This window comes from Pseudoalteromonas lipolytica, from assembly GCF_900116435.1.
In the GTDB taxonomy this organism is placed as follows: Bacteria; Pseudomonadota; Gammaproteobacteria; order Enterobacterales; family Alteromonadaceae; genus Pseudoalteromonas; species Pseudoalteromonas lipolytica.
Genome location: NZ_FPAZ01000003.1, coordinates 61,373 through 85,685 on the forward strand (window position 1 = coordinate 61,373; position 24,313 = coordinate 85,685).

The following is a 24,313-nucleotide window of genomic DNA, read 5'->3' on the forward strand; positions in this document are numbered from 1 at the left end:
CGAAATAGAGATTTCATACGATGCAATTTGATAGCACTAACAAACCTATAGGCATTAAACGTATTCGCCTAGCATTTAAAAATTCCCAACGTGCATTCACGTGGTTAGCAAAGCATGAGTCTGCTTTTAAACAAGAGCTGATACTTTTAGTCCTTGCCATAGCCGTGGTTTTTGTCTGGCAAATTACCCTGTATGAGAAAATCATGCTGCTTGTCTCTGTGTTATTTGTGATGTTTGCTGAAGTGGTCAATACGGCAATTGAAGCTGCAATAGACCGCATAGGCCTTGAAATTCATCCGTTATCAGGCCTAGCCAAAGACTTGGGGTCAGCAGCTGTGCTTATTGCTCTTACGATTTGTGCGCTGGTATGGGGCGGTGTATTTGTTAGCAACCTAGGTTAATTCGCTTTTTTATCATCTGGGGTGTCATTACACAATGCACAATGTCGCCCTTTTGATGAGTGATATAAACGGGTTGCGATAAAAATTGCCGTTGCAATAAATGACCAAAGTAGCGCAAAACTTAATGCACTTTGTGTGTCGTGACCTTTAAGGATTTCTACCATAAATAATAAAATAGCCACCAGCGTGAAAACTCTAATGGCTCTTAAAACCCAAAATTTTGTACTCATAACTTACTCCTTTAAAAGAGTAAGCGTAGTGCAAAATAAGCAAAAACACCTAAAAATCCAAAGCAGGCTCAGACAAAACCTGTACACCATTTTTAAACACTTCTAATTGCCCCGCTGGTGATTGCTCATTACCTAGCACAATAACATGACACACATAGCGGTAGCCGTTATTCATAAACGTATAAAAATGGTTACCGCCACTGCCATCAAAGCTTAACGTGCCCCCTGTTATCACAATGCGTGGTTCATCCGCCATTGTTTGCGTGATGTCCCATGCTGCATAGCGGTATTGGTTTTCTGCCAATTCATCAATACGTATTAAATGCTTTTTTGTCTTCCAAGTTAGTATCGGCTGTGTAAATTCGCGAAGACTTTCATGCAGGCGTTGTTTTTGCTTTGCAATAAGCGCTTCACGCCGTGTTTTTTCTGCTTCTGATTCATAGGGAACAGCCCAAATTGAACCATCAAAATCAAGCCACAATTTACCCGAGTCAAACATAATGCCTCGCCAGCCCATCATTTGCCAATCGTGGCGAATATTGGAGGTCGTGATTTTTTCAACGAACGCTTTATCAAAAACCTCATCAAAGCGCGCTATCAGCATGTGCTTGTTTTTAATAGCTTCTAAGGGGGCTTTACGCTTTAGCGGATAATGAACACGCTCTGCGATGGTGTCTTTATCACCCGCTTTAAATGCCGCAACCACTGGCTTAACAAGATTTATATGTTGAGTTGCGGCCATATTTTTTGTCGAAAAAATACATCCCAGCAGCAATACTGCAAATACCTTAATTGCGTTCACTCTGATGCCTACTTTATTGATTTTCATAAGCGTAACAGATAAAGGGATACTGCGTACAGGCTCTACTTAAAGGCGATTTCTGTGGCAGGGCTTTGATTTCCTAGCCTATCCACCGCAATCACTTTTACAGCATTGAGCGACTGCCCCTCTTTTGTTTTATTGACCTTAAGCCAATTAACATCAGGCGTGTAAATTTGATAGTGCCAATCATCACCATATTGCGTGTACACTAAGCTGTGTGCGACGTGTTCGGGGGTTGTATGTTGCCAGCGTAACACTATAGATTCAGCCTGTTGTTGATACTCAAGTTTAAACGGTGATAGAGCGGGCATGTCTATCCAAGGCGTTTCAGGAATTAAAGCTTGATGCTGAAATACGCCATCTGCAATGACGTCACGCATTAATTGGCTCCCATCTAGTGCGGCAACATTCCAAAAAACGGTCCCTGGCGATGCAGTCAAAAATCCACGGTTGATCATTATTTGATTAACCACTTCATTAACACCTGCTTCGTCGAATGATCGCAGCGCATTAATACCCGGCCATAAATGACGACCTTGCGTGTTTTGTGACTGCCACCAGCTTAATAAGAGCGGGTAGCTTTGTGCGTATTGGTTTATTGGCCAATAAAGCTGAGGTGAAAAGTAATCTAACCACCCTTCGTTTAGCCATAACTTGGCATCTGCAAAAAGCGTTTCGTACTGATCCATGCCACGAATGGTACTCGGCTGTGTTGGTCTGTATATACCGAATGGGCTGATCCCGACTAACACATGTGGTTTAATTTCTTTCACCGTACTGTAAAGACGCTGCACAAATGTGTTCACCGCATTGCGTCGCCAGTCTGGCACACTAAGCGTCCCACCTGCTTGAATATATGCCTGATATTGCTCAGCATCTGGAAAATCGTCTCCTTCGTTATACGATGGATACGGGTAAAAGTAATCATCATAATGAATGCCATCTAAATCATAGCGCGTTACCAGCTCTGTTAATGTATTTAATGTATGAGTGACCACATCTTTATCTGTCGGCAAAAACCAAAAAGTACCATTTTTTAATTTAACCACCTTATCAGGCTGGGTATTCACGACCGACTGCGACGATAGCGGCCCCCCTACATGATGATGTGCTCGATATGGATTGATCCATGCGTGAAGCTTTAAGCCACGTTTATGCGCGTTTTCTATCCAAAATTGTAAGGGATCATAATAAGGCTCTGGGGCTTTTCCCTGCTCTTTCGTTAAATAGTAAGACCACGGCTCATAACTACTTTGATAAAGGGCATCAGCTTGGGGCCTCACCTGAAAAATCACCGTATTAAAATTATGTTGTTGCAGCGTATCCAGTATTCTAATTGCGTGCTCTTTTTGCTCTGCAACAGGTAATCCCGGCTCCAGGGGCCAATTTATATTGGCCACTGTCGCAACCCACGCTGCGCGAAATTCTCGCGCGACGACCTGTTGGTGAATTTTGCCAAGCATCTGCTTTTCAGCACTACTGGGCTCAGAACTGGGCAAAAAGCTACATCCAATCAAACCAGAAAACATCAACAAGATAAGTAAATTTTTAAAATGCATAGCTAACCTATTATTAAAAAGGCACAGCATAAATATGCTGTGCCTTAATTAAATGAGTAAACGTCGAATCAATCTGATTAGAATTTCATTTGTGCGCCCAGTAAGAAACGGCGACCGTAGTCATGAATAGCCAACGGACGATTGTTATCAGGCATACCGGTGCTGTTACCCGACGTCGCTTTTTGCTCTTCGTTTGTGAGGTTAATCGCTTGGAAAATAAGATTAAGGTTTTCTGTCACGTTGTAACTCATGTTCAAATCATATTGACCAAAGCCATCTTTATACTGGTTTAAACCTAAGTAGTTTGTGTAGAAGTACTCAGAGCGATAAGTGTATGAAACACGTGCAGAGAATGCGCTGTTTTCGTAATAAACCGTGGCATTAAACGTATCTTCAGAGTTATTTGGTAATACGGCTTCTTCACCTGCTTCTTTTTGCTCAGCGGTTTGCTCAAGCTCAGCATCAGAATAGGTATAGTTTGTTTGAATACCAAAACCATACGGTAGTTTTTGAGTATAGTTCACTTCGAAGCCCGCATTTTCGCCACCTAAACCATTTTGTGGCTGCGTCACTAAGAAATCACGCACTTCTTCAATACCGGTATCTGGGTCTGTCCATGTCCACTGTTTTTCAACAGTCGCATTGGTAATATACGAGTCGATATCTTTGTAGAAGTAAGCAAATGATAGAATTGACGATTCATTAAAGTACCACTCTGCCGAAAGGTCATATTGAGTCGCACGATATGGTTTTAAATAAGGATTCCCTTCGGTGCCTTTACACCCTGTGGCAGCTGCACAGTAACCACTTTTGCGTGCAGATAAAAAGTCATAATCAGGGCGAGACATCACTTTTGCTGCAGCAAAACGCACAACAACATCATCGGCTAAATCATAATTAATATTTACACTTGGTAAAAAGTCATCGTAACTATTTGTGCTTTCGACATCTTGGATATTTTCAGGTGCAAAGCTGCGACCTGTGTACTCAACTGAACGCGAATCAAGCTCAGTTTTCACCGCTCGAACACCCATGTTACCACGCCATTTATTGTAATCGAACACAGCCTTTACATATCCAGCGGTCACGGTCTCTTCTAAATCAAAGGTGTAATCTAAGTGCTCGTATGGGCCACTAGTCGGCGTGGTTGATGAAATCCAATCGGCGTACTTAGCGTTATCAAACTGCCATAAAATTGCATTTGCCCCCTCGCCCATAAAGTCAGAGGCCGAGTCGCTTGCAAACATACCCAAGTGATAAGTTTCACCATCTGCTGACACTTTAGGGTAATTAGCTTTCATTAAACTAGCTGCTTTTGAGTGCTCTCTGTACTTAACACCCGCTTTGATAGCGGTAAAAAAACCACCATCAAGTAAATATTCAACGTCTAATTGACCATAAATTTCTTTTGAGTCATTAAAAATATCGTTTTTATGGTTATAGTCTAAGCGGTAATCTTGTGGACTTAAGTCCGCTGATAAAGTGACATCGGGTGTACCATTTTCAAGTGTAAATGAGGCATCTGTATTAGCATAATATTCTGAATACACATCGCTGACCTCACCATCCGCTTTGCTGTAACCTAATTGCCCCGTTACGGTGTAATTATCAGCTTTGTAAGTTACTTTTAAATCATGCGCTTGAGTCTTAAATTCACCCTCGTAACCTGCATTACCGTAATAACCTAAATTATTATGAGCCGGTAAATCACCCGCCACTAACGTACCATCAACAATAACAGGATTTTCTACATTACTGATGTTTTGTAAAATAAAACCACTGGAGTAAGTGCCAAACGACTTGTGCTCCGACGATGAATATAAATTGTTAAATACAAAATCCAGATTATCATTTGCAGCATATTGCAGCGTCACGGTTGCGGTGTCTAAATCACTGTCACTTGCATAACGGTTGTAACCCACAGCACCCGGATAAAACTCAGCATTGCCGTCTTGGTTTGCATCAGTACTACGGTAGCCAAAACGTACTTCTTTACTGTCACGTTGCGTCGCTGTTTCTTTGTGAATAAAACCCACATTGAAGCCAAAGTCTTGTGCTTCATTTTTCCACGAGTATAAACCCGATAAATACGGTTTTGTTTCATCAGCATTTTCAAAATGGAACGCCTTTACTGATAACGCGGCATAATTTGCCTCGCTATCCAACGGTTTACGTGTTTTAACAACAACGGTTCCCCCAATTGAGCCTTCGTCAATGTCAGCTTCAGCCGATTTATATACTTCAAGCGTATCAACAAGCTCTGCAGGTAATAACGAATAGTTAAAACCTCGTGATGGGCGCGTAATTGAGGCTGAAGCTGTCGCTGATGCCACGTTTTGCCCGTTCAACAACGTAATATTTAAATGAGGTGCAGTACCACGGATACTTACTCTGTCGCTTTCGCCACCCAAGTCTTTTTCAACCTGAACACCTGGAATACGCTGAAGTGCGTCTGCGACCGTTTGATCTGGAAACTTACCGATGTCTTCTGCAGACACAGCATCAACTACGCTATTTGAAAAGCGCTTCATATTGATACTTTTTTCAACGGAAGCCGCATACCCACGAACTTCTATTTGTTCAATGTCTTCTTTGGTGACTTTCTTTTTATCAGCTTGTTCATCGGCTGCGAAAACCGATGCTGAAGCCCCTAAAACAAGTGATGGAACGAGCGCTTTTTTAATACAAATAGCTAACGCAGAGAATTTTTTATTCATGAAACTGTAACCCTATCGTTTTTTATAAAGTGAGAGATTTTGTGACTACAAACTACATAAATGCTCTTTAGAACAACAAACGGTAACAACTTTATTGTTACATTGCGGCTACAATATTCGTAATAAACTTTAAAATCAAGATATTTTATTCTTTATATTTATTTTTTTAAAAATATAAAATTCTATAAAAGGGACTAAAAGTGTTTAGCTGAATTTTTGCCACATTATTTTTTATCCATTAATCAACGTTATAGAAAACGAGAAAAGGCTATATCGCTTAACACCCCCTGATGAATACGCCTTTATAACGCCTAAAACAGAGAAATTCACGCTCGGGTTGCTGTTATTGGGTAACCAAAAAGTGCTGATGAGACAATAGGTATTCACACCTCCTAAAAGAGTATGTTTAACTCATAACTAGGTGAATACAGTGCCCAGAAAACTGATTGCAAGGGCCGTTGTCACCATAGTACCGGCACTTTACTTCGGCACTTATCGGCTTTCGCTCTCTGTGCTCGCCGTAATGTATAAATACCTAAACATAAACTTTAACTTTTTGTTCGATTACAAAAAGCGTTTTATCAGCCTTAAAAAGTGCCCGATAACATAGTTGCAACCGCCTCTTTTAAAACGCTTGCTAGCTTACTCTGTATGCCATTCACTAAACACATAGCCATTAAATACACAAAACGCATTGAACAAATCTTTTAGTAAAAAATCAAACTAAAACAATGAGATACTAAGGTCATTAGTTAATTCAATTAAATATGCAGCCTACCTATTACTGTTTTTAGATAAATAACAGCTTATTTTTCAATGCATTATTTTGCGAATATAAAACAGGTTTTTGAATGTTTTTTACCACTGACGCATTAACATTTAGACATAAATTGACGAGATAAAAATGATGAGCCATAGTCATTCAACCCATGCTTTAATCCAAAACAGTAAAAGACTCTCAATAAGCAGTGTCATTGCATAAAAAAATAAGGAGGGAGAATGTTATGAGCCGTAAATCAAAATTAATTTACCGTATTATGTTGGCCTCTAAACTTCGTAGCCGTAACAAAGAAATTTCACTGGAAAAACTCAAACAAGATTGCTACCTGAGCGAGTTTGAATTATTAACCATTATGAAAGAGCTTGAAATCAAACAGCTCGTCAACTGGGATCCCAATAAATCTGCATTTTTCATCTCTGCTTAATTTCCCAAGATCACATAACGGCTAGCAGTGCTTAATGTTAGCTAGCCGTTTTATTTATTGATACTACCCGTATTGTTTATTGATAAAAGCACTCCTAAATAAACTTAACCATTCCAGAAAACATCAAAAAATAACTACGAATACACAGCAAATATATCACTTAATCGATTATGTAAATTAAAAGTGAATACGTATGCACTTTATTGTTGCACCGCGATTTGAAGTATATATTTTAATCACATGCTGTTATTCAACTGTGTTTAAGGAATCACATGAATTCATTTCTGCAAAAAAGTTTACTAATACTCACACTGTGTGTGCTCACTGCCTGTACGCAAACCACGTCAACATCCCATGTTTACGAGCCAAAGCCCTATGTAAAGATCACTCACCCCGACTGGTCAAAAAATGCGGTAATGTATCAACTAAACACCCGTCAATTTACGCCCGAAGGCACCTTTAACGCAGCTAAAAAGCAGTTACCTCGTTTAAAAGAGTTAGGTGTCGACATAATCTGGTTAATGCCCGTACACCCAATTGGCGAAGAAAACCGTAAAGGCACTCTCGGCAGCCCATATTCAGTCAAAGACTACAGAAAAGTAAACCCTGAACTGGGCACCCTTGATGACTTAAAAACCTTTGTAAGTGAAGCGCATAACATGGGCATGTACGTTATTTTAGATTGGGTGGCGAATCACAGTGCATGGGATAACTGGCTGCGCTATGAGCACCCTGATTGGTACGAGCGTGACTACCAAGGACAATTTAGACCAACGCCTTGGTGGGATTGGTCTGACATAATCGACTTCGATTACTCAAAACCTGCGCTGCGTGAATACATGACAGAGTCTATGAAGTTCTGGGTAAAAGAAGTCGGTGTAGATGGCTATCGTTGTGACGTAGCCGGTTTCGTTCCCGTTGATTTTTGGAATAATGTACGTCGCGAACTCGATGAAATAAAACCCGTATTAATGCTAGCAGAATGGGAATCTCGTGATTTACACGCTGAAGCCTTTGATATGACCTATGCGTGGTCATGGTCAGAACACATGCACAAAATAGTTAATGGCCATGCCGATGTGAGCGCTCTGTTTGTTTACTATTCTTGGAACGAAAGCGCATTCCCTGTAGAGGCTTATAGGCTTGTAGGGGTTGCCAATCACGACTCGAATGCATGGGAAGGGACTATGTTTGAAACCTACGGTGACGCACTTGAAGCGGTCATTACGTTATCGGTCGTAGGTGAAGGTTTCCCAATGATTTATAACGGACAAGAAGCAGGAAACGATAGACGACTCGCCTTTTTTGAACGCGATCCGATTAAGTGGCAACCCCACCCAATCGGTGATTTATATAAATCACTATTTGCACTCAAACATCGTAACGAAGCGCTGTGGAATGGCCAATTTGGTGGGCGTATGGTACACGTACCAAACACGGCTCCAAAACATGTTCTTAGCTTTGTACGCGCAAAAGGCGATGAAAAAGTCTTTGCAGTGTTTAACCTATCCAAAGAACCGCAAACAGTGAACTTTAAAGAACCATTATTTATCGGTGAATATAAAGAGGCGCTATCGGGGAAAACGGTTAACTTTACCAACGACACAACGTTAAGTTTGCCCGCTTGGGGGTTTAAGGTGTTCGAAAAATAACGACCTTAGGTACATAACAGCTCTCTTAATTAAGAGGGCTGTTTTAAGGCTCAAAAACAGGGTGTTGATAAAATAAGTTTCGCTCTTTAAAACTTGGTTGTCATAGCTTCTGTTATGCCTTGGCTGTTATGCATCGCTGATTTAGCCGTGCTAAAAACAAATTAAAAGCACAGCGGTTTCGCAATAAAATCAACGATAAAGTGACTAAAAACGCCAACTATAATTTGTAAACGTTAGCAATGTAGAGCGAACCAACGGGCGACTTAAACGACTTATTGCGTCGTTACATTAAGCTCACACGCATGAACAGACCTTGATAATTGTGATACCAGACCTTAAAGCTCCACCATTTTGGCTTTTGTAATGTGTTTATTTTTTAGAAAACAACATACGTTTAAAAGTGTTATCTGCCAAAACGTAATGGTGAAATAATGCAGCCGCAGCATGTAAGCCTATTAAGTAATACCCAACCTCACCTGCTGTTTCGTGTATTTCTTTAATGGTTTTACCAAGCTCTTTGTTTTCACTTGCCAATGGGGGGAGCTCTACACCAAAAAATGGCACAGGTTTACCTGCCATACTCAAGATTAACCAACCCGCTATCGGCATAGTAAACATAAAGACATACAGCAAAACGTGTACACATTTAGCAAGTGTACTTTGCCACTTTGCAGGCTCAGGCTGAATAGCAGGTAACGAGCCACTCGCCAAGCGCACAATTACCCTCACACACACTAAAACTAAAACCGATAAACCCAACATAAAATGCCACATTTTAAAGGCATCACGGGTTTCTGTGCCTTTTTCAAATAACTCACGTAGCTCAATACTGCCAAAAACAGTGACAATTAATATAAACATTAGCCAGTGCAAGGCAATAGAGAGTGTATTGTAATGAGTTGTTGTATTTTTAAAATTCATAATGCCTCTTTTGTAAAAAACGCATTCAGATAAGTGCTCTTTTTATGCGTAATAAATGTGCAGAATTAGCCTAGCGTATACTCATCCTTGTTTTCATGTTCTAAAACATAAAATGAGTTACTTTTAACTTTCTTGTTTACTACTTTCTTGCTTACTACTTTGCTTGCACTTAACTGTAATTTATTAAACTTAAAATAAACTTATGTATGTTATTAAAATTAAATATCGAGGATAAAAACGATAACCTTAAGTGACCGTTTTAAAAAATAGCGTGCGTTTAAGAGCTATAAACAACTGAGGTTGAAGCAAACAAAGGGGACGATTCAAACAAGCATTCAATGCATACAGATATGTTATAAGTACTAAGTAGCTCAAGAGGAATTGTCAGTTCATTTCGGCTCGCTGCTGCTAGGTTGCCAAATTTAAAGTTATTGCGCCGCCATGTAAGCGTAAGAACATTAGCATTGTTTGTATTTGCTAATTGAGCTGCTAACTTAAGTGCTCATATTCTAAAGCTGCTCGCTTGCCTAGCATGATAAACATCGACCTTGTTTAGCTCTAACGGCAATGCACCTTCGAGCTCATGATCTTGCTCTGCAAGCCATTGCCATAAAATATCAGCAAGCTCACTATAGCCATCGTATGAGTTATTCCTTGCAAGTCTGAGTAAATAGCTTTCAAGCGCCTCATCAGGATAAGGTTTTGTTTGAACTAAAAAATGCATCGCCAACCTAAACTAAGAAAATCTTAGTTTAGGTTAAGATTAGCTTTTACTGTCAGTCAAACTTTTATCGTTTATTCTTAACTTTTTTCTCAAAGCCTGTTGTACAAAGCCTAGCTAACAGCACAAATAGAGTTTTGGAAACAAACTTTAATGCTTGTTTAAATTGATCATCAAGATTAGAAAGTTGGTTGCTATCAATAGAGCCATGTACAATTTTAGATCTTAAACTGTATATTTCCTTAAAGGTCTTCTTTGCGGCCTCATCATTTAAAATTTTGATTCCGTAACCCTTGAAAACAATATTGTCTAAAAATTCATACAGCTTTTCACTAAATTTAATAGATTTACATGTCTCACATTCTTCCGTCTTTATAAAAGCGCCACACATTGTTTCTATTGCAGAACACAAACTGATTACCTTAGTTAACTTGTTAGAGCTTTCTACAGCTTCATTAAAGTGTATTAATGCTATGGCAGCACGTAACCCGATAGTTCCTTTAGAAAACTGCTGTGAAGTGAGCGACTCGATAATTTGTGAAAAGTTATGATCCTCAATTTCATTTACCAAAAAAGGAATTCCAGACAAGTTACAGCTGAAATCGAAACACGGTAACACTTCCCTTGACGTAACAATAAATGAATTATTATTTCGTGTTCCCAACCCTGCTTCATGCAAGTTTTCAAAAATAACCTGCTTGAAACCAGGATGATTCATATTTATAGCAAATATTCTTATCAGTCCTTTGAAACATGTTAATGAGAGCTTGTGCCAATCAGCGAACTTATCTACCCCAAGTCGATGAAAGTTTGGAATAACTAAAAACTTGTTAATTCGGTTTTTCTCAAAATAGTCTTCAATAAGTTCTGGGTATATGTCCGTGCTAATTACTTTAACTAACTCTGAGTCCGGCTTGTAATCACCAAACGCTGAATGAATTGGTATTAATGCAAATTGAGGAGATTCAGATTGGAAGCGCTGTAGCGCAGTGTTAACCAGCCTTTTTAATTTACCTGCATATTTGACCCTATTCTCATGCTCAAAAGTGCTCTTTCCCCTACATTGCACTAAGGTCTGATGGATAACATATTCAATCTCTTGTTGGCTCAAACTAGGAAATTCAGTCTCAAATACCTTAGCTGCGACTTTTAAATCATTACAGCAATTTGGATCGTTAGCACTTGTACTTAAATCCATCTCGTTTAAATTAACTAACGCATTCTGTTGCTGTGTGTTCATAGATCACTTTCCTTACTTGAATTCTTGTAACTTTCGCTCTAGTTGAAGGGTATCTAACTTACCCAACTCCAAAATAAGTTCAGCGAGAATATCTTCTTCACAATAAAAGTAAGCAACTGGCACATCTAACTCTTTAGCAATGCGTTTCATGGTTAAAAAATCAGAAGCGTGTTTGCCCTTTTCGTATTGGTTCATGCGAGCACTTGCCGTGTTTGGCTCCATTCCTAATGCCATACCTAACTGTTGCTGAGTAAGACAAGCTGCTTTTCTTGCAGATTTTAGGCGTGAAGATGTTGGAGTTTCCATGAGAACCTTAGCAATAAATTATATTATGCTAAGATTCTCTTAATATCGACTACATAAGTGTACTAAGGATATTTTAGTTTTCAGTTTATCACATGTTAATCGGGGTACAGTCAAAGCACTGCTAGAGCTTTTTAAAAACTATTAGTATTTGTTATTTAACTATAGCTTTCAAATTTAAACTATTTAAGTCCCCACAAAATCTAGAAACCTATCGATCATATGATCAGGTTGATTATTAGTCATGAAGCTTTGAACACTATCTTTGAAACTTGGATCAATTATATAAAATTTTTCATTCTCTTTTTCATATTTAATACTGATAAAACCTTCTCTTCGTAATTTATCGAAATTAGTCTTAGACAAGCCATCAACTGATGTAGAAAACTTTATATAGTCTATTTTAACATCTTTAAATCCTAGACCTTTTCTAAAACTAGATAAAAACTTCTTTGCTTCACTTTCTAGGTGAAGATAATCATTTTCATTCAATTTTATTTTGGAGTTAATCGCATCAACTAAGTCACCCAATACGCAAGTATTTTTGTCAATTTCAGCATCTAATATATTTTTGTCATTTATGAGTGGATTATTGCACTGGTTGAACTCTGTATACATAAAGCTAGAATTTATAAAGTTAGATTGAAGAAACCTTTGCATACTACTGAATCTACTATTTATTATAGTCAACCCTGAAAAATCCAACGGAGGAATATCACCTTTTATATAGCAATTATCAATAGTATTTCTTTGTTTATTTGAAAAGAAAGACTTTAGTAATTCAGTTGCATTTTCTTTATCTTTAATCCCTTTATCTAAAAGTGTCATAGAGAAAATATTTTCAATAGATGCCATTATCTTTTGTTTTAGCTTTTTATCTGAGCTTTGTGGTTCAGCCTTTAATGCGTTTACAATTGGTAGGATGCAGTCAAGTACTTCCTTTTCAGAATTATTAATAAACTTAAATAAATCGGATACCTCTTTAGACTTAACTCTAATCCTTGCCAATGCAGTTATACATTCATTTACATACTTAAAGTTATAGAAAAGATCCATATAATAGAGCGATTTAAAATAAGACAAAGTAAAATCGTATTTTAATGTCAGAACATTATTACTAAATTTTATTAAATCATTCAAGCGAAAGGCTTTTAATATAGATTCTGCTTTTTCGTCATAATACAACTTAAGCTCAGACTCAACTTCGACTATCGGCCAGCTTGGGCCAAATCTAGCAGAAAACTCTGCGAAAAAGTAGAGCATCTCTAGCGCAGGTATTGGAACTTTTTGACGTTGCTCTTCTCTTTTGAAAATAGCATAAATTATATTATCCGTTAGAGTATTCAAGCATAAAAAAGGTAATGCCTTGGATGATACTGACTCTTTGAATTTATCTGTGTTATCACTTTTTTCATATATATTGCAAATACTCAAAAGAATGAATGGTATTACTCTATCTTTCGATTTGAAGTCATTATCTTTAAATACATCTAATATTGTATCAATAGTTTTATCTAAATTACTTTCATCTCTAAACCGTTTTCTTATATATTTTTTACAGTCACGCTCTTTAAAACCCAGGAGCTCATATCGTTTTATATCTAAATCATGGAATGAGTCGTCAGTGAACAGTTTTGTATCTCTAGATGTTATTAACACTCTACTCTTTCCTAGCTGAGCATGAGATTCGTTTATTGACTGAAGTAGCTTTATTGTGTCAAATTTATCACCAAAAATAGACGGAAATTCATCTAAACCATCTATTATTATTACAATACTTCCTGCACAAAGTGATATTTCAAACCTCTTCCTATCAAGAATGTTTGCTTGTTCATCACACCTAGCTTGAATTTCATATAAGTCGAAAATAGATGTAATACTATCGGGAGTATATTTAGTTTCTTCAACAAAACTTGTAATAGCCTCTGAGCTAATCAAAAAAGGAACGATATTATTCTGTTGCTTAAGTTCTGAGTAAAGTGAATAGCACAAAGAGCTTTTACCATTGCCACCATCACCCACAAGAAGAAAAATACTAAAGTAACTATTTGAAGATAATGCTTTTGATAATTCAACTAAAGCTGAAGGGTAAGTTCCTTCTGTATCTTTTAGCTCTTGATCTGTGTAATGGTTTACAACGGGTAGGTCTTCATCTGATTGAAAGTCATTATTAATACAACTATCCCAAATAAATTCAGAAAACGTAATCTCTTTGCACTGCATACTGCCGTAACGTTCACGATTTTTATTAATTAAGTAACTTTTTAGAGACTCTCTTTTAGACGTTTCACTCAAAACTAATAGTTGACTAATATTTATTTTTTTAAAATTTATTTCATCAGCTGCTCTTTCAAGAGTTTGGGCAATATTCGCATTTGGGTGGATTATAACTATGGTTATATCCACGATAGCTTTTGATTCCCACACCTCATATTTTATTCTGTTCTTTCCGCTATAATCTGTGCCTTGATTTTCAGATATTAAAGTTTTTCTAGCTGAGAAAGCTATTGATATCAAATCCTCTGCTTTCGTTAACTTATAATTTTTTTTTTTGCTGTTGATAGACCTTTAGTTTTCGCTGGTCTAACTCTTTTTGTATTATCATTTATCTCGAGAATTAGATCAGATAACTTTTCCTCAAACTGTAGATCATCAGTGAAATCTATATGGAAGAAGTTTTCAAGGTACCTAGGTGTTCCTTCTTTTTCACGTAAGATATTCAGCGTATGAGCTCTTTTTTCTGAAGGAAAATCTCTCCACAATTTACCTGTATTAAAGAAAGTTTCTTCACCTACTCCACCTGTGCGAGCATTCGCTTTTCTAGCATATTCTTTAGTGCTTATAACGATTACTACATCACTTTCATATACAGCATTTTCCATAAATAAATGTCTGTCCATTTTGCTATCTAAATCAAATTGATCGAGACAAACGTGAAAGTCTTCAAACTTTTCTAACTCATCTGCTAGTTTTGCAACCCATTCTTTATGCTCCAGAGAATCCCAGGAGTAAGATATAAAAATTTTTTTCATTTCAATTCCATGAAGTTAAGATACAGTTCAGGATATATTTTTTTTATTCAGTTTAAAAGCAAGCATGTAAAAAAATATCTGAGATTCAGTAACTTCCTACAAATTTAATTTTAATATGTAAATTTTTTCTCACTTCTTCAAAAACTGACTAATAGACATCCGGTCAGTAAACCCGCTATAAATGGGTCTTCATCTTTGGCGCTTTAGGATTTGTATAGTGAATAGCGCTCGACTTGACTTGCTATGATTTCTGCGACTGGTAAAGTAAATAGTTTTAGTATTTCTTGGAATAGTACAGCAAATGCTTGGTCGTGAAGGTTTTGTACTTTTCATTAATGCATAAGTAAATACATAAAGTACAGGTAATCAAGGGCGGCTCACTGAGTTGTGTGACGCTGCAATTAGGAGCAAGTGATTTACATTGTTAGCTTTCTATATCAATATTCAGCTTGTTTTTATCTCGTATATACCCCAGCTTATAAAGCTCAATAGCTATTTGCTTGAGCTCCCTATTCTGGGGTGGCGTTCTTGCTTTTAAAGTAATAAGTTTTTGATATCGCTTATGCATAAATCGGACGCCTTGATCTTTTTTTCTACATTCAATACACCTTGTGCAGTGGGCGTCGATCCAAAATCCCAGCTCTTCAAACCAATGCTTCTGCTCTTGTGCAAAGAAAATGAAAGGCCTGCAACATACGTCACACATTTCTTCAATGTCTACATAAATCTTGCGGGGGTAAATAGCAAAATTCTGCTTAGAAGTGTCTGCAAAAATCGCTGTTTCAGCAAAGTAATTAAGACTTGAGTAACGCCAATGTGCACTTTCAATTGCGCATGCAGGCACTTCATCTGATGATATAACTGGGCGATCGCCATATCTTGGGTGAGTAACATAGCTCGGAATGCTATCTTTCTTCGTCATAAGCCTAGAAGTGCTAATTAAGTAGGATCAGGTCTATCATTTAGCACATAGCCGATAACTTAATCAACATTAGCTCTATGATACGCTTCGCAAAAGTACCGTTTTCAATTATAGCGGTATAGTGGTTTTGATAACCCTAGATAGCTTGTTTCTTATTTATGCCGCATCAAAGAGTTAATAAACCACTCCACATAAGGTGAATTAGGAGGGATTTTTATACTCATCGAAAGCAGATTCAACTAAACAGCTAGATTTATTTTTTGTTTATAAATTACTTGAGGATTTAACAGGCGGTGTTTTATTTTTTTCTGTACATGTGAATGAGTTAAGTACTACTTATTTAGGTAAAAAGCCATGTCACTTTATACTTTCAATTTATGTCATCTTTTACTTCAAACGACACCCAAGAAGAATTTGGGTGGCAGTCTTACCAGCCACATCTCGGCACACACGTCACACGCTGTGGCTGCTCCCTTCCGGGCCTGACCAGGTTCACCTGCTAGTGTTGCGAGAGGACCAATAAGACTACCATTGAGGGCCTTGTTTGGCGCGGGAGGGATTATCTCTACTTTTGGCTCGTTATTCAAGGGGTATTCGAAAAAGAAAGTGCGATTGCATACTTGGTATACAATCGCACTGTATTTAGGGGCTTTTATGCTTACTTTTCAAGTTCAGCTTTTATGTTACGCAATGCTGCTTTTACTTTTTTCATATTTTCTGGGCCCATACGCAATAATTGTTTTTGCGCATCGGGTAAGTTTTCCCATTCTGAATAAGCATATTGATAAGTCACTGAGTTACGCACTAACGGCATATCACCTTTGGGTTCTGGGGTATCGAGTAGTACATCAATCGCTTCTTCAAGTGTTTGCGTAAAGGCATCACCTTGATAACCAATTTCTGCGTATGCTTCATTAATAAGCGGTTTGTATTCGTCATAAATACGAATCGCTTGTGCAGCACTTAAGCTGGTAAATAATTTTACATACGGGGTGTAACGCTCATAACTATTTGGGTCAATCGTTAAAATATCCCCTTCGATAACCATGAATGATTCTTTAGGGCGCTCAACGGGCGCATGGCTCAATGCAACTTTGCCTTTGGCTAGGTTATCAACATAAACCACACCACGGCGAATAAGATCATCGGTCACCATTAAACTCATGACTTGATCTGTTAATAATTCATCCATACGGGCCACCACGACCTCATCACTGTCGTTTAATGTAGGCAAAGGCTTAACCTCTGGCTCAGGTTCAACAGCTCGTTGCTCTGGGCGTTCAACCGCAACAGGGTCTGGGGTTGGCTCTGTTACTTCGGGTTCCGGCGCTGGCTCGTTATATTCAGCCATTGGCGTTTCTTCGATAACAACGTCTTCGACTACTTGCGTCGGTTTGTCGTCTGGCTGTAAAAAAATAAACGCCGCAACACAGGCTACAATAATAACAATAACAACTGCAAAAATGAGGTTGTTATTCCCAGGACGCTTTTCTAATTCGGTATCTGACGAATGCTCTGACATACACACTCCCTTAATATAAAAAACAGACAAAAAAACACGACAAAATTAATATTACCAGTAAGGTAAACTTTGCTTCTTCTAGCTTAAAGACTTACAGTTGATAAATAAAGTAAAGACGCACAACGATTTAAATGCAACCATGAGCAGTAAGTTAAAAAAAACACAACACTCAAAAATCGCTTTATTATTAACAGGTGGTGGTGCCCGAGCGGCTTATCAAGTGGGTGTGCTTAAAGCCATCACACAAAGTATGCCTCGTACTGCGCCTTTACCTTTTACCATTATTAATGGGACATCAGCCGGCGCAATTAATTCCGCTGCGCTTGCCTGTTATGCTTCTTGTGCTCACTTAGCAAGTAAAAAGCTTGAATGGGTATGGCGCAACTTTTCCACCTCGCAAGTTTATAAAAGTGATTTTTTAAGTGTATTTTCACACCTCACTCGCAATATTTTAACGAGCTTTCAGTCTGAACATATTAACCACCCACCCGCAAGCTTGTTAAATAATCAACCGTTAAGAAAGCTGCTTAACGAGATACTCGATTTAGCACGCATTGAGCGTAACCTTCACAAAAACTACCTTGATGCGGTATCAATCACAGCCTCTAGTTATACAACGGGTGACTCTGTGGCGTTTTTTCAGTCGTTAACCCAACAGCCTTGGCAGCGAGCCAAACGCGAGGGACAAGCGACCCGCATTAATGTTGAACACTTAATGGCATCCAGTGCCATTCCAATGGTGTTTCCAAGTGTTAATGTGTACAACCATTACTTTGGCGATGGTTCTATTCACCAATTGTCGCCGTTAAGTCCTTCTGTGCATTTAGGGGCTGAAAAAATATTTATTATTGGTGTCGATGCACCCAAAGAGTTGCACCCACCTGGTTATCAACCCCACTATCCGGGGCTGTCTAATATTGCAGGTCACCTGTTAGATAGTGTTTTTACCGACACATTGCAGTCTGATTTAGAACGTTTACAACGCATTAATCGTACGCTTGGGTTATTACCAGCGCGTGACAAGCACCAAGAACTGAAACAAATTGAAACCTGTATTATCAATCCATCACAAAACTTTAATATGATTGCTGCGCAGTATTACGATGATATGCCATTAGCTATTAAAGTGTTGCTGCGCATGATCGGGGTGAAAAAACGTTCTCAATCAAGTTTAACGAGTTACTTGTTATTCGAAAAACGTTACACCCAAAAATTGATCGAGATTGGTTATCAAGATGGGCTTAAAAAACTGCCCGAAATACGGAAATTTTTAGAATTAGAGTAACTGACCCGTTACTCTAATCCATCTAGTAAAAAGCGTTCAACGCGCTCTACCCTGCGTGGTTTCCCCTGCAATACCAAAATATCACCGGCGAGCAAAACCGTTTGCTCTGAGGGCGATTCTATTTCACGGTCTTGACGACGTAATGCACGAACTGATACTCGGCGCTGCTCAAGCTTAAGTTCGCTTATCATGTGATTCACAGCGAATGCGTGTTCAGGTAAAGCGATAACATGTAAGTACTCTAATCGGTCTGAGCTGCTTTCTTCGCTGTCGAGCTTATCACCGGTAAAAAATCCATTTAAAAACTGATAACGATTACGGCGCTCTTTGCTCACTCTGCGGATAATACGGGTCATTGGTACACCCGACATATACAGTACGTGTGATACGAGCATTAAACTTGCTTCAAGGGTTTCTGGTACCACTTCTGTGACACCTAACTCTTTTAGGGTTTCGAGCTGTGAGTCGTCACGCATACGTACGAGTATCTTAACGGTGGGTGCAATTTGTTTTATCGCATCTACCACGACTTGCGTCTGCTCAAAGTCTGTAAACGTTATGATCACTAAACGAGCGCGTTCAACCCCTGCAGATTTTAAAATATCTTTTTGTTTTACATGACCAAATATAATTGGCTCACCTGCGGCTTTTGCTTCTTGCAATAAAATGGGATTGCTTTCTATTGCAACGTAATCAATGGCTTCGGGCTTTAAAAAGCGAGCGATTGTTTGCCCTACCCGTGAAAACCCACATATAACAACATGGTTATGATACAAGGGGCTGCTATTAGCAGGCTGTTGCCAATACTGCCCTGGCTGAGAAAGCAAACCCAAACGCTTTAGTAAAACAGGTGTTTTTTCAATAAGGTAAGGGGTCAGTGCCATAGACAACACGCCTACCGCAATTAAAAATGAGGCTTGCTCTGAGCTTATCAATAAATGCTGTGAAGCGAGTGCAATCAACACAAAGCCAAATTCGCCCATTTGCCACAGCATAATACCTGCTGCAACGGCATCTTGCTTTCGCTCGCCTATAAGCTGTGCAGAAATAGCCAGAACCGCAATTTTAAAAAATAATAAACCGACTAATACCGCAATGATCCAATACCAACTTTGCAGCACATACAAAATATCTAATTGCATTCCTACGGTAACAAAAAACAGCCCCATTAAAATATCGCGAAACGGTCTAATATCGGCTTCTAATTGGTGACGGTACTGGCTTTCACCGAGCATCATACCGGCCAAAAACGCTCCCAGCGCCATAGAAAGACCAAACAAATACGTTAAACCGGCTGCAAACAATGCCACTAACAATGTGGTGAGCACAAAGAGCTCGTCGGTTCTAACAAGCGCTATTTCTCTAAAGACTTTAGGCAGTACCCACTTGCCTATTGCCCATAACAAAATACACACAAAAGCACCTTTGGTTAATGCAAAGGCAAGTGCGCCAACAATTTCATCAGAGCCACTTTGAGCAAGTAAGGGGTAAATAATTAGTAAGGGCACGACAGCAATATCTTGAAACAACAACACGCCAATTGCTAACTGGCCACGCCGCTGATTTAACTCACCTGATTCTTTGAGTAACTTCACGACCACTGCCGTTGATGATAAAGCCATTAAGCTCGCAATCGTAAAGCTATTAAGTAAGCTGTACTCAAGTAACAGTAAAATCAACATGAACACTAGGCTTGTGATCACCACTTGCAATGACCCTAAGCCAAATACAATATTGCGCATTGCCATTAAGCGCGGCACTGAAAACTCAAGCCCTAAACTAAACAGTAAAAAAACAATGCCTAGCTCAGCTACAAAGTGCATTTCGTGGCTTTGTGCCATCCAGCCAATACCATGACTCCCCGCTAATAAACCCGTTGCAAGGTACGCCAGAATAGGAGGTAAGCCAATTCGCTTGAAAAACCAAACAAAAATGACCGCAGCTACGAGTAACCCAAAGGCTTGAATCAGCACATTTTGCAAGCAATTACCTCCTTCTACTTAATGATAAAGCCGAACCCTCGTTTAAATATAGCAACCATATGTTTTTCAGCCAGTTTAAAAAAGTGGCACAAATTTCGCTTTATTAAGGAGTATCTAACACTCCGGGGGGAGAACAATCATGGAAAATGTCCATATTTTGACGCAGCGAGTGACTGCAAGAGGCGACTTTATGCCGTTTTCGGCAGAACGTTACCGAATAAGTGAACAGCACAATACACATGACTTAGTGACAAAATTACAAACAACCCTGTCGATTGAGGGGATTTTGACTATTTTTGCCGAGCATGCAAAACAGCTCATCAATTTGTCTGGGTTGCAGTTTCAATCGGCTTTGGGTGTGTCTGAAAGTGTTGACAGCGATACCACGCACACTCCCTACTCGTTTGATTTAGATTTAGAAAGTGAGCGTTTAGGTCAGCTAATTTATTTTAGCCAATTTCCTATGGGGCAAGCTATCGAAACCAAACTACAGCAATTACATGCTGCGCTTGTTTACCCGCTTCGTAATGCAATTATGTATACACGTGTATTACGCTTGGCAACAAAAGATGCGCTAACGGGGTTAAATAACCGTAGTCAATTTAATGACAGCTTGGCACAAAGACTAGAGCGTTGTCGCCGTCAGCATCGTCCATTTAGCTTAATGTTGCTCGATTTAGACAACTTTAAACAAGTGAACGACAATTTCGGTCATAAAATTGGCGACGACGTACTACAAGAATTTGCTAATGTTTTACGTAACTGTGTACGAGGCACAGATTCAATTTTTCGCTTTGGTGGCGATGAATTTGCGCTGTTAATTGACGACCCTGAATTTACCACTAACAAAGTCATCGCAGATCGCGTTATGCGTTTAGTCTCGCAATCAAGCATAATGGCCCAATACGCTGTAACATCGAGCATAGGGTTTACGCTTGCGAATAACCAAGACTGCGAAAATGAAGTGTTTGCCCGCGCAGATAAAGGCCTATACCGTGCTAAAGCCGCGGGTAGAAACTGCGCAAAAGCGTACTAAAAGTCACATTTTTAAAGCGCAAAACAATTCGCAAATATCGTTACGAAAAGCCTAGCTTCCCCCGCTAGGCTTTTTTGTAGCCAATTTATAACCGAGTAATACCAACCAAAAACCTGCAAAAAAACCGCTCAGTAAATAAAGTAAAGCAGCCATTGTCGTTAGTGGCGACACAACCACGAGGGCGAGGGGTGTTAACACCCCTAAAATAAAAAACACGCCGCCTTTGCCTGACCAATACCCTAACAGCAATAACGAGCACGCAACGCCCCCCGCTAGCGCATAAAACAAGGTACTCATTTCAAGCTCAGCAAACGAAAAACCGGCAATAACCGCAACTATAATCGACACAATAAAACCCAGCGGTGCTTTATTAACTAGCGATAAACCAACATGAGCCTGTTCACTCATTTTCACTCTCCCAAAAAATGCCTTCATCTGAACTGTGCGTAGCACTGATAAAATAGCCAACCACTTGAACAAGCTGATCATTATAAAAAATAAGCGGCACTTGTGCACGAACCCAAGGAGCGACCTTCGCATCTTTAAACCAATGTTTGAGCGTATTTGACCCCGGCTTTTTAAGCGGCTTTATGCGCGCTTGCGGGCAATTAAACACCACTTTCACCTGCTCATCAGCCGTTGGCAATCGAATTCCTTTACCTGTTTTAAATCTTAAAGTTCGGCCATCCGATAAGGTTACGGTTTCAAGATTTATATCACATGATTTGGGTATTGGCTGTTCTGTAACGAAATACCAGTAATGTTGATGGCGACGAACTTGTCCGCTCGCTAAACAGATTTTTAATTGGGCATCGGCCTGTGCGTTTAAGCCCTGTTCAATAATTTGCTTAAGCTGATTTTCAGAGGGCATTTGATGTGTAAATTGCTTGAGCCACGCGCGCACAAGGTTTGCTTTACGCGTATCAGAAAAACCTTTAACCGCACAACAGCTTAAACCGCCGTGTTTATTTTGACAGTGCGCAAGGTCTGTTTCTGTGTATTCATCTAACAGTGATTGTTGCTGCTGTAATAAGCGAATACTGCGCGCAGCACTTTTCTCAAAGCCCTGAAAGCGGTCGTTTAAAACGGGGATCACCTGATGACGTAAAAAGTTACGGTCAAAGCGCTCGTCGCTGTTTGAGTCATCTGTAATATGTTGAATTCCACGCTGTTCAGCAAATAGCTCTATTTGCTGGCGTGTCACATTAAGCAAGGGTCTAAAGCATACACGCCCAGATGACAACACTCTTTGCTGCTGCATTGCACTTAACCCTTGCAAGCCTGAGCCACGCTTTAGGCGCAAAAAGAACGTTTCAAGCTGATCATTTAAATGCTGACCTAGTAACAACACGCTGCCTTTTGGACTATGCGTATCGAGCGCATCATAACGTGCGTCTCGGGCTTGCGCCTCGAGGCTGGTTCGTGCTTGTGTTTCAATGTTCACTTTTATTGCTTTAAATGGCACTGCAAGAGAGCTGCATAACGTTTCACAAAATGATTGCCACTGCCCTGCATATTCACTCAAGCCATGATTTACATACACAGCATCCACACTCAGCGCCGTATTTTCACGGTGTAATTCAGCCATTAAATGCAAAAGCACCACAGAGTCGACACCACCAGACAAGGCAACAGTATACGCCTTGTGCCCCTTTGTAATTAGAGGCTCAAGTTCTTTACGAAAATCGGTATAAAGTGGCAAAGTTAACATCGACTGGCACGCTTAAAATAAATTGCGTTGTATTATAAAACAAAAAAAGCCGCAAAAGCGGCTTTTTCATCATTATGCTAATTAGCAATAACCAAACGACATTAAACGTTTGTAACGCTGATCAAGCATTTCATCAAGTGACAAGCCTTGTAAATCAGCTAAATCGCGCTTTAGTTGATTTTTAAGGTTACGCGCCATTGCATCGTAGTTACGATGTGCGCCACCCAGCGGCTCTTCAATCACGTTATTGATTAAATCTAGTTCTTTAACACGTGCAGCTGTTACACCCATTGCTTCTGCAGCGATAGGCGCTTTATCTGCACTCTTCCAAAGGATTGATGCACAACCCTCTGGTGAAATTACTGAGTAAGTGCTGTACTGCAACATGTTTACGCGGTCACCCACGCCTATTGCCAATGCACCACCCGAACCACCTTCACCAATAACAGTACAGATCGTCGGTACTTTTAATGCAGCCATCACTTTAAGATTACGTGCAATCGCTTCTGATTGACCACGTTCTTCTGCGCCAACACCTGGGTATGCTCCCGGCGTGTCGATAAATGTCATGATAGGCATTTTGAAACGCTCAGCCATTTCCATTAAACGTAATGCTTTACGGTAGCCTTCTGGTTTTGGCATACCAAAGTTACGTTTGATTTTTTCAGCTGTATCACGCCCTTTTTGCTGACCAATAACCATGACTGGTTGGCCTTCAAAACGCGCCACACCGCCTAAAATAGCGGGATCGTTAGCAAAAGTACGGTCACCTGCTAGTTCGTCAAATTCCGTGAAAATGCGCTCGATGTAATCACGAGTATAAGGACGCAACGGGTGACGGGCTAACTGTGAAACCTGCCAAGCACCTAACTCAGAGAAAATTTTCTCTTTCATTTCAGCGCTTTTTTCTTTTAATCGACTGACTTCCTCTTCTAATCCAAGGTCTAATTCGCCAGCGCGGCTTACATTTTGTAACTCTTCAATTTTTGCTTCTAATTCTGCGATTGGAAGCTCAAAATCAAGATAATTGAGGCTCATGCTCTAAACTACC

At 39.5% G+C, this 24,313-nt stretch carries 20 protein-coding genes, 1 other RNA gene and 1 pseudogene; 5 read left to right on the plus strand and 17 right to left on the minus strand.

Features of this window, described 5'->3' with window-relative positions; all coding sequences use genetic code 11:
- The first annotated feature begins 20 nt into the window (after nt 1–20).
- Entirely contained in the window at nt 21–401 is a 381-nt protein-coding gene (locus BM378_RS03245) for a diacylglycerol kinase (protein ID WP_065979768.1), read from the plus strand.
- On the opposite strand, the gene BM378_RS03250 is transcribed toward BM378_RS03245, so the two are convergent.
- The 4 genes from BM378_RS03250 to BM378_RS03265 all read right to left on the minus strand — a co-directional run bounded on the left by BM378_RS03250 (nt 398) and on the right by BM378_RS03265 (nt 5,730).
- Nucleotides 398–631 carry a hypothetical protein gene (locus BM378_RS03250; RefSeq protein ID WP_036969669.1) on the minus strand — a complete coding sequence of 78 codons (234 nt, stop codon included), beginning with the start codon at nt 629–631 and terminating at the stop codon, nt 398–400. The genes BM378_RS03245 and BM378_RS03250 overlap by 4 nt on opposite strands.
- Before the next feature lie 49 nt (nt 632–680).
- Nucleotides 681–1,433 (minus strand): hypothetical protein, encoded by a 753-nt coding sequence (locus BM378_RS03255; RefSeq protein ID WP_083422864.1) that lies wholly within the window; start codon nt 1,431–1,433, stop codon nt 681–683.
- 62 nt (nt 1,434–1,495) lie between these two features.
- The gene (locus tag BM378_RS03260) at nt 1,496–3,013 is read right to left on the minus strand and encodes a glycoside hydrolase family 10-like protein (RefSeq protein WP_074988608.1); all 1,518 of its coding nucleotides are present in this window, start codon (nt 3,011–3,013) and stop codon (nt 1,496–1,498) included.
- 77 nt (nt 3,014–3,090) lie between these two features.
- Complete coding sequence (locus tag BM378_RS03265; RefSeq protein WP_036969673.1) at nt 3,091–5,730, minus strand: TonB-dependent receptor; 2,640 nt, start codon at nt 5,728–5,730, stop codon at nt 3,091–3,093.
- A 1,004-nt stretch (nt 5,731–6,734) separates the two neighbouring features.
- Here BM378_RS03265 and BM378_RS03270 point away from each other — a divergent pair.
- Both BM378_RS03270 and BM378_RS03275 read left to right on the plus strand, forming a co-directional pair.
- Entirely contained in the window at nt 6,735–6,935 is a 201-nt protein-coding gene (locus BM378_RS03270; protein WP_074988609.1) for a hypothetical protein, read from the plus strand.
- A 272-nt stretch (nt 6,936–7,207) separates the two neighbouring features.
- Nucleotides 7,208–8,587, plus strand: coding sequence for an alpha-amylase family glycosyl hydrolase (locus tag BM378_RS03275; RefSeq protein ID WP_074988610.1), 1,380 nt, complete (start codon nt 7,208–7,210; stop codon nt 8,585–8,587).
- Between the two features lie 369 nt (nt 8,588–8,956).
- Here the strand turns inward: BM378_RS03275 and BM378_RS03280 are convergent.
- The 9 genes and pseudogenes from BM378_RS03280 to BM378_RS03320 form a co-directional block, all read right to left on the minus strand.
- Nucleotides 8,957–9,520, minus strand: a pseudogene (locus tag BM378_RS03280) (cytochrome b); the annotation flags it as partial.
- Between the two features lie 490 nt (nt 9,521–10,010).
- The gene (locus BM378_RS20615) at nt 10,011–10,232 is read right to left on the minus strand and encodes a hypothetical protein (RefSeq protein ID WP_227006831.1); all 222 of its coding nucleotides are present in this window, start codon (nt 10,230–10,232) and stop codon (nt 10,011–10,013) included.
- 64 nt (nt 10,233–10,296) lie between these two features.
- On the minus strand, nt 10,297–11,469 hold the full coding sequence (locus tag BM378_RS03290) for a HEPN domain-containing protein (protein ID WP_074988611.1): 1,173 nt from the start codon (nt 11,467–11,469) through the stop codon (nt 10,297–10,299).
- A 12-nt stretch (nt 11,470–11,481) separates the two neighbouring features.
- Entirely contained in the window at nt 11,482–11,775 is a 294-nt protein-coding gene (locus BM378_RS03295; protein ID WP_074988612.1) for a helix-turn-helix domain-containing protein, read from the minus strand.
- Between the two features lie 183 nt (nt 11,776–11,958).
- Complete coding sequence (locus tag BM378_RS03300) at nt 11,959–14,289, minus strand: NACHT domain-containing protein (protein WP_074988613.1); 2,331 nt, start codon at nt 14,287–14,289, stop codon at nt 11,959–11,961.
- A gap of 14 nt (nt 14,290–14,303) precedes the next feature.
- Nucleotides 14,304–14,804 (minus strand): SEFIR domain-containing protein, encoded by a 501-nt coding sequence (locus BM378_RS03305; protein ID WP_074988614.1) that lies wholly within the window; start codon nt 14,802–14,804, stop codon nt 14,304–14,306.
- Between the two features lie 424 nt (nt 14,805–15,228).
- Nucleotides 15,229–15,726 carry a zinc-ribbon domain containing protein gene (locus tag BM378_RS03310; RefSeq protein ID WP_074988615.1) on the minus strand — a complete coding sequence of 166 codons (498 nt, stop codon included), beginning with the start codon at nt 15,724–15,726 and terminating at the stop codon, nt 15,229–15,231.
- A 425-nt stretch (nt 15,727–16,151) separates the two neighbouring features.
- An RNA gene (gene ffs / locus BM378_RS03315) (signal recognition particle sRNA small type) lies at nt 16,152–16,248 on the minus strand.
- Nucleotides 16,249–16,384: 136 nt separating this feature from the next.
- Entirely contained in the window at nt 16,385–17,248 is an 864-nt protein-coding gene (locus BM378_RS03320; RefSeq protein WP_036969689.1) for a DUF3014 domain-containing protein, read from the minus strand.
- Nucleotides 17,249–17,387: 139 nt separating this feature from the next.
- Between BM378_RS03320 and BM378_RS03325 the strand changes: the two genes are divergently transcribed.
- Nucleotides 17,388–18,533, plus strand: coding sequence for a patatin-like phospholipase family protein (locus BM378_RS03325; RefSeq protein WP_036971648.1), 1,146 nt, complete (start codon nt 17,388–17,390; stop codon nt 18,531–18,533).
- 8 nt (nt 18,534–18,541) lie between these two features.
- On the opposite strand, the gene BM378_RS03330 is transcribed toward BM378_RS03325, so the two are convergent.
- Nucleotides 18,542–20,515 (minus strand): monovalent cation:proton antiporter family protein, encoded by a 1,974-nt coding sequence (locus tag BM378_RS03330; protein ID WP_074988616.1) that lies wholly within the window; start codon nt 20,513–20,515, stop codon nt 18,542–18,544.
- A 139-nt stretch (nt 20,516–20,654) separates the two neighbouring features.
- Here BM378_RS03330 and BM378_RS03335 point away from each other — a divergent pair, with 139 nt between their 5' ends.
- A complete protein-coding gene (locus BM378_RS03335) occupies nt 20,655–21,551 on the plus strand; it encodes a GGDEF domain-containing protein (protein WP_036969691.1) in 897 nt (298 codons plus the stop codon).
- A gap of 51 nt (nt 21,552–21,602) precedes the next feature.
- On the opposite strand, the gene BM378_RS03340 is transcribed toward BM378_RS03335, so the two are convergent.
- The 3 genes from BM378_RS03340 to accA all read right to left on the minus strand — a co-directional run bounded on the left by BM378_RS03340 (nt 21,603) and on the right by accA (nt 24,300).
- Nucleotides 21,603–21,959: a hypothetical protein gene (locus tag BM378_RS03340; RefSeq protein ID WP_036969693.1), complete on the minus strand. Its 357-nt coding sequence runs from the start codon at nt 21,957–21,959 to the stop codon at nt 21,603–21,605.
- A complete protein-coding gene (gene tilS, locus BM378_RS03345; protein WP_074988617.1) occupies nt 21,952–23,262 on the minus strand; it encodes a tRNA lysidine(34) synthetase TilS in 1,311 nt (436 codons plus the stop codon). The genes BM378_RS03340 and tilS overlap by 8 nt, the downstream gene beginning before the upstream one ends.
- A gap of 81 nt (nt 23,263–23,343) precedes the next feature.
- Nucleotides 23,344–24,300 (minus strand): acetyl-CoA carboxylase carboxyl transferase subunit alpha, encoded by a 957-nt coding sequence (accA, locus tag BM378_RS03350; RefSeq protein WP_036969697.1) that lies wholly within the window; start codon nt 24,298–24,300, stop codon nt 23,344–23,346.
- Nucleotides 24,301–24,313: the final 13 nt, after the last annotated feature.